General features: G+C 65.1%; 12 protein-coding genes. 4 read left to right on the plus strand and 8 right to left on the minus strand.

Annotated features, from left to right (window positions below; all coding sequences use genetic code 11):
- Window position 1: 1 nt before the first annotated feature.
- A complete protein-coding gene (locus tag ACS5Q0_RS20390; protein WP_473128479.1) occupies window positions 2-328 on the minus strand; it encodes a hypothetical protein in 327 nt (108 codons plus the stop codon).
- 127 nt (window positions 329-455) lie between these two features.
- Window positions 456-1,160, minus strand: a complete 705-nt coding sequence (locus ACS5Q0_RS20395; protein ID WP_473128480.1) for a glutathione S-transferase N-terminal domain-containing protein — start codon at window positions 1,158-1,160, stop codon at window positions 456-458.
- An 88-nt stretch (window positions 1,161-1,248) separates the two neighbouring features.
- Between ACS5Q0_RS20395 and ACS5Q0_RS20400 the strand changes: the two genes are divergently transcribed.
- Window positions 1,249-2,247: an SDR family oxidoreductase gene (locus tag ACS5Q0_RS20400; protein ID WP_473128481.1), complete on the plus strand. Its 999-nt coding sequence runs from the start codon at window positions 1,249-1,251 to the stop codon at window positions 2,245-2,247.
- A gap of 20 nt (window positions 2,248-2,267) precedes the next feature.
- On the opposite strand, the gene ACS5Q0_RS20405 is transcribed toward ACS5Q0_RS20400, so the two are convergent.
- From ACS5Q0_RS20405 to ACS5Q0_RS20415, 3 genes are all read right to left on the minus strand, one after another.
- Window positions 2,268-3,320 (minus strand): alginate lyase family protein, encoded by a 1,053-nt coding sequence (locus ACS5Q0_RS20405; RefSeq protein WP_473128482.1) that lies wholly within the window; start codon window positions 3,318-3,320, stop codon window positions 2,268-2,270.
- A 146-nt stretch (window positions 3,321-3,466) separates the two neighbouring features.
- Window positions 3,467-4,579, minus strand: a complete 1,113-nt coding sequence (locus tag ACS5Q0_RS20410) for a DUF2778 domain-containing protein (RefSeq protein WP_473128483.1) — start codon at window positions 4,577-4,579, stop codon at window positions 3,467-3,469.
- 167 nt (window positions 4,580-4,746) lie between these two features.
- Window positions 4,747-4,920: a hypothetical protein gene (locus ACS5Q0_RS20415; RefSeq protein ID WP_473128484.1), complete on the minus strand. Its 174-nt coding sequence runs from the start codon at window positions 4,918-4,920 to the stop codon at window positions 4,747-4,749.
- Between the two features lie 174 nt (window positions 4,921-5,094).
- Here ACS5Q0_RS20415 and ACS5Q0_RS20420 point away from each other — a divergent pair, with 174 nt between their 5' ends.
- Window positions 5,095-6,267: an alpha/beta hydrolase gene (locus ACS5Q0_RS20420; protein WP_473128485.1), complete on the plus strand. Its 1,173-nt coding sequence runs from the start codon at window positions 5,095-5,097 to the stop codon at window positions 6,265-6,267.
- Between the two features lie 3 nt (window positions 6,268-6,270).
- On the opposite strand, the gene ACS5Q0_RS20425 is transcribed toward ACS5Q0_RS20420, so the two are convergent.
- Window positions 6,271-7,269 (minus strand): bile acid:sodium symporter family protein, encoded by a 999-nt coding sequence (locus ACS5Q0_RS20425; protein WP_473128486.1) that lies wholly within the window; start codon window positions 7,267-7,269, stop codon window positions 6,271-6,273.
- Window positions 7,270-7,686: 417 nt separating this feature from the next.
- On the opposite strand from ACS5Q0_RS20425, the gene ACS5Q0_RS20430 reads away from it, so the two are divergent.
- Window positions 7,687-8,805 (plus strand): ABC transporter substrate-binding protein, encoded by a 1,119-nt coding sequence (locus ACS5Q0_RS20430; protein ID WP_473128487.1) that lies wholly within the window; start codon window positions 7,687-7,689, stop codon window positions 8,803-8,805.
- Window positions 8,806-8,934: 129 nt separating this feature from the next.
- Here the strand turns inward: ACS5Q0_RS20430 and ACS5Q0_RS20435 are convergent, their stop codons facing one another.
- Together ACS5Q0_RS20435 and ACS5Q0_RS20440 are read right to left on the minus strand one after the other, a co-directional pair.
- On the minus strand, window positions 8,935-9,636 hold the full coding sequence (locus tag ACS5Q0_RS20435; protein ID WP_473128488.1) for an NAD-dependent deacylase: 702 nt from the start codon (window positions 9,634-9,636) through the stop codon (window positions 8,935-8,937).
- A gap of 68 nt (window positions 9,637-9,704) precedes the next feature.
- A complete protein-coding gene (locus ACS5Q0_RS20440; RefSeq protein ID WP_473128489.1) occupies window positions 9,705-10,154 on the minus strand; it encodes a GNAT family N-acetyltransferase in 450 nt (149 codons plus the stop codon).
- 218 nt (window positions 10,155-10,372) lie between these two features.
- Between ACS5Q0_RS20440 and ACS5Q0_RS20445 the strand changes: the two genes are divergently transcribed.
- On the plus strand, window positions 10,373-12,004 hold the full coding sequence (locus tag ACS5Q0_RS20445; protein ID WP_473128490.1) for a methyl-accepting chemotaxis protein: 1,632 nt from the start codon (window positions 10,373-10,375) through the stop codon (window positions 12,002-12,004).
- Window positions 12,005-12,036 lie beyond the last annotated feature (32 nt).

Consider the following 12,036-nt stretch of genomic DNA (forward strand, 5'->3'; position numbering starts at 1 on the left):
CTTAGGGATTAAGGAATGTGGACAGGAACTCGGGGAACTCATCGACCGGGATCGTCGTCCCTTTGCTCCGGATGCTCTCGATGCGCAGATTGTCTGCCGAAATGGTTGTCGGCTTGACGGCCAGTTCGATCAGGGTTTGCGCATCCCCTTCACGGCAGGCGATGCTGACGGTCGATGCCTGAGCCTCGCTTCTGCAGGCGCGGCCGGCTTGATCGAGCGCTTTGAGAAAGTCGCGAAGCTCCCCGATGAAGTATCGCTGCGGGGGAGATGGCACCTCGATCATGACATCGAAGGAAAGAAGCGGATGCTTGCTGGACGCAAGATCCATGGCCAGTGCAGAGGATGCAGCGAAAGTCATGAGGCCGAGGAACGGCAGGATGTGCCAGGACCTCGGATGAAACGAGGCCCGGCGCGGTTTATGGCAGCATGAGTTCGGGCTCATGCTTGATACAATGTCACGGTCGCTTGGGAATCTCAAGGCCCCGCTGGACGGCGGGGCGGGCGAGACCGCGCTCGAGCCACGCGGGAACATTCCTGAGCGTGTCGAACTCGACGAGTTCGCGAGCGCCGTAGAAGCCGATGAGATTGCGCACCCAGCCGAGCAGGGAGATGTCGGCGATGGTGTAGTCGTCGCCCATCATCCATTGGCGGCCATCGAGACGCTTCTCCAGAACGCCCAGCAGGCGCTTTGACTCCGCGCGGTAGCGTTCGAGCGGGCGCTTGTCCTCGATCTCCCGGCCCGCGAATTTATGAAAGAAGCCGAGCTGGCCGAACATGGGGCCGACAGCCGCCATCTGGAAGAACACCCACTGGATCGTCTCAAAGCGAAGCGCCGGGTCCTTCGGCAGGAGCTGGCCGCTCTTCTCGGCCAGATACAGCAGGATCGCCCCGGATTCGAAGAGGCCGAACGGCTTCCCGCCCGGTCCGTCGGGGTCGATGATGGCCGGGATCTTGCCGTTGGGGTTGAGGGACAGGAACTCCTCGGTCCAGGTCTCGTTCGCGCCGATATTGATCGTGTGCGGCTCGTAAGGAAGGCCGATCTCCTCCAGCATGATCGACACCTTCACCCCGTTGGGGGTCGGCAGCGAATAGAGCTGCAGCCTGTCGGGATGGGCTGCGGGCCAGCGGCGGGTGATGGGGAAGGCAGAGAGGTCTGACATCAGGAACTCCATGAGGCCGCGTTCGTGATCGAACCGGGGCTCGCCCGAACAGTTAACGGGTGATCTGATTCAGCGAAAGGCCGCCGGCATGGCTCACGATGCGGAAGGTTCGATCTCACGGCGGGGCGTCGTGGGCGGGGCTGCGGTCGGCTTTGTTACCGCAACGGCAGGGCCCGCGAAGGCTCAAACGGCAAGCACAGGTGGTGTCTCCATGGAAGATCCGACGACCAAATATCCCAAACCTCCCTTCCGCTCCCAGTCCCAGCTCTGGCCCGGCCTGGCGGGCAGGATGGAGCCGCGCCCGGACCATGGAGAGGCGAGCTACAAGGGATCCGGGCGCCTTCAGGGCCGCAAGGCGCTGATCACCGGCGGCGATTCAGGCATGGGCCGGGCGGCGGCGATCGCCTATGCCCGTGAGGGAGCCGACGTGGCGATCAGCTATCATCCCGACGAGGAGCCCGATGCCCGCGAGGTGATCGATCTGATCAAGCGGGAAGGGCGCATCGCGGTCGCGCTGCCGGGCGACATCCGCGACGAGGCCCTGTGCACCCGGATCGTGGCCGATGCGGTGCGGGAGCTCGGCGGCCTGGACATTCTCGTGAACAACGCCGGCCGCCAGCAGCAGCGTCAGTCGCTCCTCGACATCACGACGGGTGATTTCGATGCGACCATGAAGACCAATATCTACGCCATGTTCTGGATCACGAAGGCGGCGCTACCGCATCTGAAACCGGGCTCGGTGATCATCCAGACCACATCGGAGCAGGCCTACGATCCGTCCGCCAATCTCGTCGACTACGCCATGACCAAGGCGGCGATGATGAATTTCTCGAAGTCGCTCGCGAAGCAGCTCGGGCCCAAGGGCATCCGTGTGAACGGCGTCGCGCCCGGCCCAATCTGGACGCCGCTTCAGGTGAGCGGCGGCGCGACGCAGGAGAAGGTGCAGCAATTCGGCGGCGATACACCCCTGGGGCGGCCGGGCCAGCCGGCGGAACTCGCCTCGATCTACGTGCAGCTGGCGGCCTCCGATGCGAGCTATGCGACCGGTCAGGTCTATGGCGCGGCCGGCGGCAGCGGGCAGCCCTAGTTCCGTTCAGCGGGGAGAGGTCAGTCCTTGCCCTTGAACAGCAGAGTGGTGTTTCCGCCGATGCCGCTCGAGGCGACGGGGCGCTTGGAGCGGAGCAGTTCCTCCGCCTGGGGCGACGGGAAGCGGCTCTGATAGACTTCGAGCCAGGCGATGCGTGAGCCCGGCACGGTCCCATCGTCGGGATAGGGCTCCTGCTTGGACCCCGTCGCCTTCTCGAAGAAGGACGGATCCGAGACGGACGCAATCACGCGCTCGGCGAGCCTGGACAGGGCGTTGTCGTTTTCCGCGTAGAGGTCGATCCCTTGAGTGCGCGCGAGTTCCGCGGTGGCGATCAGCGGCTCTGCCGCGAAGAGGTGATAGTCGCGGGCGCGTTTGGCGCGTTTGAGCTCCAGCGGCAGGGTGCCGTCCCTGGCGATCTGCCGGATCCCGATCCGCGCGCTGTCGGCCCCCCACCTGATCAGCGTCTCGTCGCCGCTCGCGATGCCGGACGCGATGGCGCTGAGACCGTTCCAGTAGCGGTGATTGTTGCGGCTCGAGACGCCGTCGTTCCTGTTCATGGCGTCCATCACCTGATGCCCGAGCTTGCCGAGCCATCGCTCGACGCGCTTCTTCTGGTCGTCGGGCAATCCCGGGGCGTTGCGGACCTGGAGATAGGCCAAGGCGATGCCGCCCACGGCCTGTCCCTGATTATGGCTCGCCTGTCTGGTTTGCATGTCGGTCAGCGCGTGAGCCTTGGCCCAGGCGTCGAGCCAGGAGAGGGCACAGGCCGCGGCCGCGGTGTTCCTCGGCTCCGACCTCACATACGCGTTCGAGATCTTCACCAATGCCTTGACGTAGTTGCGCAGCGGCTCGACGGCTTCGGAATAGGCCTCCTCCGCCTCCTCGTCGATGGTTGCACGGGAGACATCGTCCTGCCTGTACTTGCTCTTCACGTCGAGCGAGACCAGCGGTTCGCCCGGATTGTCGCAATCGTATCGCGGCGTCTTCTGGAGGTCTTTCGGGCCGGGAGCCGGAATCAGATAGCCGAGCCCCTGCGCTTCGGCGTGCCCGGTGACCAACAGGAGGCCGAGCACGACGCATGCCGTGATCCTGCTGCAGGCGCGGAGTGATGGCTGCCGTGCAGCCCGTCGATGTGAAGCCATGATCCCGTGACCCTCTCTCGACCCGGAACTAGTCCCGGAGGGGCAGGGAGCAAGATCGGACGGACGCCTCGAAAGGGTTAGGACGTGCGGCCCCGGCCGACCATGCGGGGCAGGGCGTCCTGACCGCGTCCGGCAACGACGACCATGCGCTTGACCTCGCCCCTCAGGAAGGCCTGCAGGAACCGGTCGTAATTCCTGAACGATACGCAGCCGTTCGAATCCCCGTTCGGTCCGAGCATGTAGGTATGGGCGAGGATGCCGTCGCGCCCGTAGATCGCGGCGCTGCCGCCGACCGGGGTGAGGCGGATGGCACGCACGCCGTGGAAAAGCGCCTCGCGCTCGGTGAGCGCATAGGTGCCGGGCGGCGTCGCGCCCCTCATGCGCACATGGACGAAGCGGGGATCGTCGAGCTTATCGCCCAGGCCGGAATGCGCCTCCAGCCGCTCGCCGTTGGGCATGATGACGACTTTCGCGCTGATGTCGTAGACGGCCGTGCCGTCGCCGGCGATCGCGTTGAGGCGGCCGCCGGGAGCGACATTGCCGGTCTCCAGCGCAGCATAGCTGAGGGCGTTCTCGGGTGGGCGCGCAGGCTTGATGCCGAAGAGCTTCTCCAGGAAATTCGGCGCGTTTTCCTGTGCGCTCGGTGCGGCCGCAACCTGCATCGGAGTGGCGAGCGGCGCCCGGGCCGCCCGCGGCGTTTCGGGCGTCTGAGGCGCAGGCGCCTTCGCAATCCGGAATTCGGCGGGACGCGGCACGGGCAGCGGCACCGGTTGAGCGGATTGCGCCACTTGAGGCTCAGGTGCGGGTTCTGGCGCCTGGACCGTCTCTTCCGGCAGAGAGGCGGGCGTCGCCGTGCGAGCGACGGCGCGGGGCTCGCCGAAGGGCCTGAACGTGTTTGCGAGCGGCGCGTTGCGCGCGAAGGCGAGCGCCTCGGGCTTCAGCGTGAGCGCAGGGTCGACCAGCGACCATCCCGGGCTCTCGGCCGCGACCGCCGCCTGGGCCTCCCGCACGGGGGCGGCGTCGGCGATGTCCGCCGCTTGCATTGCAGGTGGTGGCGCATCCTGTCCCTGGAGCTTGGCGTAGAAGGCGACGGGGCTCATGGAGATCGCCACGAGGGCCGCCGTCAGGAACAGGTTGCGCCGGTTTTTCCGCTGAACGCGGCGGCCTGACGGATAGCGGTAATGCACCATGGCGAACTCTACGCAACATCTTTGCCGCGCACGTCATGCTTCGAGGGGCAGACGGGGAAGGAGCCCCAGAGTGCCGGGACGGCCGCGCGCGAAAACACACTTTCACTGGCGCTGATTGGATACTGTCTTGGTTAAATTATGGATAATCGGCGGCGAAATCCGCGCTCTCACTGCGGCGGGGCCGTGGTTGGGCCCGAGGGAACCTGCCTGACGATCTGTCCAGTGGTCGCGGGCCGATCCGGCCTCGCCTCGGGATCCATGTCCGCGCCGAGGATGACAAGGCAGAAAACAAGAATGGCGGCCACGATGGAGGTCAGCGCCACCCATGTGCGAAAGGCCATGATGCTCTCCCGACCGGATCGCAACATCAGAGGGGCACAACTTCTGGGGAGGACAGTGGTTCCGAAACGGGAGCTGGGCAAAGGGGCTTAGGCCGAAGAAGCCGCCCGGCTCGCAAAGCTTGAATTTCGTGCTAGCACTGACCCGTGGCGCTACCGTCCCTCAGCAAGAGAATAATGATACAGCCCTTCATGCCGACCGCGAGACGACGCCCTTTCGCCCGACGCGCCTCTGGGATGCCGCCGCTCGCGTCCGTCATCCTCGGCCTTCTGGCGATCGTTCTGAGCGCCTGTGCGGGCAGGCCGGGGCCGGAGGTTCTGACGCCCGTCGCCGCCGCGGCTCCCGGTGCGCGGACGGTCACGGTCTATGTGGCGACCACCCGCGAGCGCGCCGCGCCCGGGCAGAACGTCTTCACGGCGGGACGCTCGGCCGACCTGAATTACGCGGAGTTCACGATCTCCATCCCGCCGGGGCACAAGACGGGCGAGATCGAATGGCCCGGTGCGACGCCGGATCCGGCCACGAGCTTCGTCACACTCCGGCAGGCGCCTCTCGACGAAGCTACTTTCCGGAAGAGGATCGGCGACCGCACGAAGCGCGGCGAGCGGGACGTGGGCGTCTTCGTCCACGGATACAACACCAATTTCCAGCAGGCGCTGTTCCGTCTCGCTCAGCTCAGCGCCGATTCCCAGCCGGACACGGTGCCGGTGCTCTTCGCCTGGCCTTCCAGGGCCGCCATCACCGGCTACGTGGCGGATCGGGAGGCCGTGACCTATTCGCGGGACTATCTGGCCCATGTTCTCACGCTCCTGACGCGGGAGCGAGCTGTGAGCAAGGTTGCTGTCATCGGGCACAGCATGGGTGGATGGCTGACCATGGAGACCCTGCGCCAGCTTCGCCTTCAGGGGCGCAGCGAGGTTCTTGCGCGGCTTCAGGTGGTCCTTGCGGCCCCGGACATCGACATCGACGTGTTCCGGACCCAGGTCGCCGTGGTCGGCCCCATGTCGCCGCCGATGACCATTCTCGTCTCGAAGGACGATTGGGCGCTTGCGGCCTCGAGCCGCCTGTCCGGAGGGCACGAGAGGGTCGGCTCGCTGGACGTGGCGGATGCCCGGGTCCAAGCCATCGCGCGGGAGGAGAGGCTGCGAGTCGTCGACATCTCGACCTTGTCCTCCCCCGACACCTTCAATCACGACCGTTTCGTCAGCTTCGCGGCGGTCTATTCGTCTGTCGCACCGCATGGCGAAACGGGCCCGCTACGTCAGGCCGGGGCCTTCGTCTTCAACGCGGCCGGAACGGTGCTGTCCGCCCCGTTCACCCTGGTCGGGCAGGCCCTGGCGAACCCCTGAGCATCAGGCGGACGGCGCGGCCTCGGGCTTTGCGGCCCCGCCCCGGCGGGCGCTGTCCGCGAAGCGCCGGGCCAGGATGGCGCAGGCCATCAGCTGGATCTGGTGGAAGATCATGAGCGGCAGGACGATGGTCCCCGCGTCGCGCCCGGTGAAGATCACGTTGGCGATGGGAGCCCCGGAGGCGAGGCTCTTCTTGGAGCCGCAGAACATGATCGTGATCCGGTCCGCCCGGTTGAAGCCGAGCCAGCCGCTCCCATAGAAGGTGAAGCAGAGGACGACGGCGAGCAGCGCCATGTCCACGAGGACGAGGGCGGCGAGATCGCGCGCGCCCATCGTGCTCCACAATCCCCCGATCACCGCCTCGCTGAAGGCGGCGTAGATGGCCATGAGGATCGATCCCCGGTCGACGATCTGGGTCAGGATCCTGTGGCGGAGGAGCCATTTCCCGAGCCATGGCTGAAGGATCTGGCCCACCACGAAAGGAACGAAGAGCTGCAGCAGAATGCCCTCCACCGCGCCCCAGGAAATGCCCGAATGGCCCTGCGTGTGGAACAGGAGCCCCGCGATCAGCGGCGACAGCACCATGCCGAGGACGTTCGAGGCGGAGGCCGAGCAGATCGCCGCGGGCACGTTGCCCTCCGCGATCGACGTGAAGGCGATGGACGATTGGATCGTCGAGGGCAGGACGCAGAGGAACACCACGCCCAGGCCCAGCGTCGGGTTCATCAGGTGCGGCAGGGCGAGAATGACGAGGCCGAGCAGGGGAAACACCACGAAGGTCGTCGCCAGCACGAACAGATGCAGCCGCCAATGGACCATGCCCGCGATCACCACGTCGCGGGAGAGGCGCGCGCCCTGCAGAAAGAACAGCAGCGCGATGGCGACATTCGTCGCGGCGGAGAAGGCAACGGCCGGTTCGCCGCTGATCGGAACCAGGGAGGCAAGCACGACCATTCCGGCAACGGCGATCGTGTACCATTCCCGCACAACGAGAGAGAGCATGAAATCTTTCGGTCTGAAAACTGTCCGGCCCGCACGGCTGTAAAGGATCGTTTCTCATGCGTCCACGACGCGGGGGGCATGCCTGCCTTGCTCGGGCGCAGGATGCGCGAGCGGGTCCATCTCACCTTCTCGTCATCCTCGGCCTCGTGCCGGGGATCCCCGTCTTCGACCCGCTGTGGTTCCAAAGGCGTGGATGGTCGGGTCAAGCCCGGCCATGACGAGAGGAGGTCACGAGAGAAGTCGACCCCAAACGAGCGCGCGGTCTTCACAGTCCGGATCGGCATCCTAGTTCCTCCCGGTGCCGCGGCATGATCATTTTGGCTATCTGGATGCGATCCGGCGGCGCTGGTAAGCCCAGAGCAATGATCGGCGGCAAGGGCCGCGAGTCCGCCCCGATCGGCAAACCGGAGGAACATCATGAACGTCAGGCCGCTGCTTTCCCTTTCCATTCTGTCCCTTATGGCCGCGACCGGCGCGGCCCACGCCCAGGACATCACCATCGCCGTGGCCGGTCCGATGACGGGGCCGGTCGCCTCCATCGGTGAGCAGATCCGGCATGGAGCCGAACTGGCGGCCGAGGCCATCAACAAGAAGGGTGGCGTCAACGGCAAGAAGATCGTGGTCTCGATCCAGGACGACGCCTGTGATCCCAAGCAGGCGGTCGCCATCGCCAACCGCATCCTGTCGGCGGGCATCAAGTTCGTCGACGGTCATGCCTGCTCGGGCTCGTCCATTCCCGCAGCGGAGGTCTACGGCGAGAACCATGTGCTGATGATGAGCCCGGCCTCGAGCGCACCGAAACTGACGGACGATGCCGCGCAGAACGGCTACACGACGATCATGCGCCTTTATGGCCGCGACGACGCGCAAGGGCGCTTCATCGGACCGTGGATCAAGGAGCATTACGGCACGAAGAAGATCGCCATCCTGCACGACAAGAGCGCCTACGGAAAAGGCCTCGCCGACGTGGTGAAGGACTCCCTCAACAAGGCGGGCGTGAAGGAAGTGATGTACGAGGGCATCAACGCCGGGGAGAAGGACTACAGCGCCGTGGTGAACCGGCTGAAGAGCTCGGGCGTCGAATTCCTCTATTTCGGCGGCTATCACACCGAGGCCGGGCTGATCAAACGGCAGGCGGCGGACCAGAACTACCAGTTCCAGCTGATGATGGGCGACAGCCTCGCCACCCCTGAATTCTGGTCGGTCGCCGGACCGGCGGGCGAGGGCACCCTGTTCACCTTCCCGGCGGATGCCCGCAACACCGAGGCCGCGAAGGCCGCCGTGGAGCAGTTCAAGCAGATCAACTTCGTGCCGGAGGGCTTCAGCCTGTTCTCCTACGCCGTGATCCAGGCGATCGCCGGCGGCATCGAAAAGGCGAACAGCACCGATCCGGTCGCCGTTGCGAAGACCCTGCGCAGCACCAGCGTCGATACGGTCCTCGGGCCCGTCAGCTTCGACGAGAAGGGCGACATCAAGAACCCGCGCTACGACATCAACGTCTGGAAGAACGGCCAGTACGGCAAGCTGACCCAGTAAGATCCGCGAGGGCCTCCGTCGGGTAAGCAAGCCCGGCGCAGGCCTCGTGCACCACCCGTCATGCCCGGCCCTGTGCCGGGCATTCACGTCTTTGAGCCGCCCGATCTCTCGCAGCAGCAAAAAGCTGCCTCACGTCGTGAGAACCTGATCGACCCAGGCCGGAACGGCCTCGCTCGCAGGTCCGTAGCGCCGTTCGTCGAACTGCCTGGCGTTGTCGGAGCGCTCCAGATTGATCTCGCAGGTGCGGATGCCATGTCCGCGCGCCTCCGACACGAAACCTGCCGCGGGATAGACCGAGCCCGACGTGCCGATGGCGACGAACAGGTCTGCCCCGAGCAGGGCGTCATAGATCGCGTCCATCTCCAGCGGCATCTCGCCGAACCAGACCACGTGCGGCCTCAACCCTCCGGAATGGCGGCAGGACGGGCAGGGGATTTCGACGCTCAGGTCGTCCTGCCACGGCAGGGTTTCGCCGCAGGCGGTGCATCGAGCCCTGAGCAACTCGCCATGCATATGGACGACGCGCTGCGATCCGGCTCGCTCGTGAAGGTCGTCGATATTCTGCGTACACAGAAACAGGCTGCCGCCGCGCTCCGCGAGGCCGTCCTCCAGTCGGGCGAGCGCCCGGTGCGCGGCATTGGGCTCTGCCGAGAGGAGGTTTTGGCGGCGCATGTTGTAGAAGGCATGCACCGCGTCCGGATTGCGGGCAAAGGCCTCCGGCGTGGCGAGCTTCGTGGGGTCGAAGCGGGACCAGAGGCCGTCCTTGTCGCGAAAGGTGCCCAGCCCACTCTCGGCGGACACGCCGGCCCCGGTCAGTACGAAGATGTTCATAGCGCCTCCCAAAACCGGCATCGGGTTGACGTTCGCCCTGCAGGCAGCCGGTTGACCAACAAGATAGGTCAGGCTGCCCGATTCATCTCACGGCGCATCACGAACTTCGTCCTCGTCTCCAGTGCGATCGAAAACCCATGCCGCTCATAGAACCGAAAGGCAGGATTGTTCTTCAGCACGAACAGAGCGATCGACGTCGCCGTGCCGCGACGCTCCTCCATCAGTCGCCGGATGATCTCCGAGCCGATTCCGCGCCGTCGATGGGCGGGAGAGATATAAAGTTGCTTGAGAAAGACTTCGTCACCGGTCTGTCGGAATTCGACCCAGCCGATCTCCTCCTTGCCATCGATGGTGACGATCCATGAATCCTCCCGACGCCAGAGTGTTGCAAACTGAGCCCGCTGATCCTCATCGACCCATTCGGTCCAGGTTCCTGCGAGAGGTTTGATCGATTCGACGTAAAGGTCGAGAGCAAAGGCGTAGTCGTCCGAACGAGCGGGGCGCAGGTCAATATTCATCGGGATCGGAGAGTGAAATAAGGTGGTCTGGAGCCGGTGTTGCTTATTCGTTGGGGCGTGAAGACCGCAAGTCGGCCGATGCGCCAAAGTATCTTAATCGAAATGCGTAGATGCGAGCTGCGATAGAGGCGTCGACGCAAAGAGCGACATAGGAAAATTTTAGTAAAGCCGCTTCATCATGCCAGCGTAAACAGGGTTGCTCGCTTCGTAAAGGTTCTATGATGAAGATTCGGTTGGGCTCGCTGCGGGGAAAGATTGTCGTAGCGGTTGCCGTTGTGCTCACGACCATGTTGGGGCTTGGCGTGGCAGGAAACGCGTGGCGTAGCTCGCAACGCGCCTCGAGCGATCTCGCCGACAAGGTCAATACGGCGATGTCGAGCATCCAGAAGGCCTCGGCGCATGCGCTTCTGATCAACAGCTCCACCACCCTGGAGACGCTGCTCTCCGGTCTCAAGAGCGATCCCGATTTCGACCTCGGATTCGTTACGGCGGACGGCATCGAGATCCGCATCGCCCGTGATGGTTCTCAATCGAACCTTTCGGGGAAAGACCTGGAGGCGCTGATCGGTCTCCCGCTCAAGGACGCCTTCACGGATGCGGACCGCCGCAGCGTCGTTCAACCCGACGCGCTGATCGAGATCTCCGTTCTCAAGATGGGGGCTAATCCGATGGGTTATCTCGTCCTCCGCTACTCGCGCGAGCGGACGCTCGAGCGGGTCCGGTTCGAAGCGGTGACGGATATCGCCCTGGGCATCGCCATCATCGTGATCATTGCGTCGCTCTTGTCGCTGATCCTGTTCAAGCTGCTGCAGCCGGTCCGACTGCTGGCCCTCGCGACGAGCAGGCTCGCTGCGGGAGATCTGACCGTGGATATTCCTGCCGGTGAGCGGCGAGACGAGGTCGGCGAGATGGCGCGCGCCGTCCAAGTCTTCAAGGACAGCCTGATCGAGCGGAGCGCCCTGCGCGACGCGAGCGAGCAGGAGAAGCTCGCGCGCGAAGAGCGCCAGCGCCGGATCGAAGAGCTGATCCAATCCTTCCAAAGTTCGGTCGGGGATGTGCTGGCCGCCTTGGACCAGAACGGTCACGTTATGGCCGAAACCGCGGAGTCGCTGTCCGCGATCGCAGCGCAGACCGCCGACCGGGCCCGGACCGCGACCGCCGCTACGGGCGAGGCGTCGCAGAACGTTCAGCAAGTCGCATCGGCGTCCGAGGAATTGTCCGCCTCGGTCGAGGAGATCACAGCCCAGGTGCGCTCGGCCCGGCAGGTGGTCATGGGTGTCGCCCAGACGGGCGCTGGTACGAACGAGAGCGTGCAGGTGCTGGCCGCCAAGGCTCAGAGCATCGGCGAGATCGTTGAACTGATCCGGGATATCGCCTCACAGACCAACCTGCTGGCGCTCAACGCCACCATCGAGGCGGCGCGGGCCGGCGAGGCGGGACGCGGATTTGCTGTCGTGGCGTCCGAGGTCAAGAGCCTGGCGGCCCAGACAGCCTCAGCCACGGAGCGCATCTCGGCGCAGATCGCGGAAATCCAGGACGCGACCTCTCAAACGGTTCAGTCCATCGGCGCCATCACGCGCCAGATGGACGAGGTCGACCGTTACACCGGCGGAATTTCGGCTGCGATTTCCCAGCAATCCGCCGCCATTCAGGAAATCGCCCGCAGCGCCTCCATCGCGGCTTCCGGTTCGATGAGCGTTTCGGCCGACATGCGCAGCGTCAACGAGGGTGTTGAGCACACGGATGCTGCGGCCTCGCGGGTGCGCGGTGCGGCCGAAGCGGTCGTGTCGCGGGCCGGCTATCTCCAAAGCACCGTCGAGCAGTTCCTGCAGAAGGTCGCCGCTGCTTAATGACGGCCTTGGCGGGATACCGTCTCCCGCCA

It is taken from the genome of Microvirga sp. HS2 (assembly GCF_055792805.1).

Excerpts from the sequence above, each read along its gene's own strand:
- ACS5Q0_RS20445 (WP_473128490.1), top strand. The coding sequence starts at position 10,373 with ATGATGAAGATTCGGTTGGGCTCGCTGCGGGGAAAGATTGTCGTAGCG.
- ACS5Q0_RS20410 (WP_473128483.1), bottom strand. The coding sequence starts at position 4,579 with ATGGTGCATTACCGCTATCCGTCAGGCCGCCGCGTTCAGCGGAAAAAC.
- ACS5Q0_RS20430 (WP_473128487.1), top strand. The coding sequence starts at position 7,687 with ATGAACGTCAGGCCGCTGCTTTCCCTTTCCATTCTGTCCCTTATGGCC.
- ACS5Q0_RS20390 (WP_473128479.1), bottom strand. The coding sequence starts at position 328 with ATGGATCTTGCGTCCAGCAAGCATCCGCTTCTTTCCTTCGATGTCATG.
- ACS5Q0_RS20415 (WP_473128484.1), bottom strand. The coding sequence starts at position 4,920 with ATGGCCTTTCGCACATGGGTGGCGCTGACCTCCATCGTGGCCGCCATT.
- ACS5Q0_RS20435 (WP_473128488.1), bottom strand. The coding sequence starts at position 9,636 with ATGAACATCTTCGTACTGACCGGGGCCGGCGTGTCCGCCGAGAGTGGG.
- ACS5Q0_RS20395 (WP_473128480.1), bottom strand. The coding sequence starts at position 1,160 with ATGTCAGACCTCTCTGCCTTCCCCATCACCCGCCGCTGGCCCGCAGCC.
- ACS5Q0_RS20440 (WP_473128489.1), bottom strand. The coding sequence starts at position 10,154 with ATGAATATTGACCTGCGCCCCGCTCGTTCGGACGACTACGCCTTTGCT.
- ACS5Q0_RS20400 (WP_473128481.1), top strand. The coding sequence starts at position 1,249 with ATGGCTCACGATGCGGAAGGTTCGATCTCACGGCGGGGCGTCGTGGGC.
- ACS5Q0_RS20425 (WP_473128486.1), bottom strand. The coding sequence starts at position 7,269 with ATGCTCTCTCTCGTTGTGCGGGAATGGTACACGATCGCCGTTGCCGGA.
- ACS5Q0_RS20420 (WP_473128485.1), top strand. The coding sequence starts at position 5,095 with ATGATACAGCCCTTCATGCCGACCGCGAGACGACGCCCTTTCGCCCGA.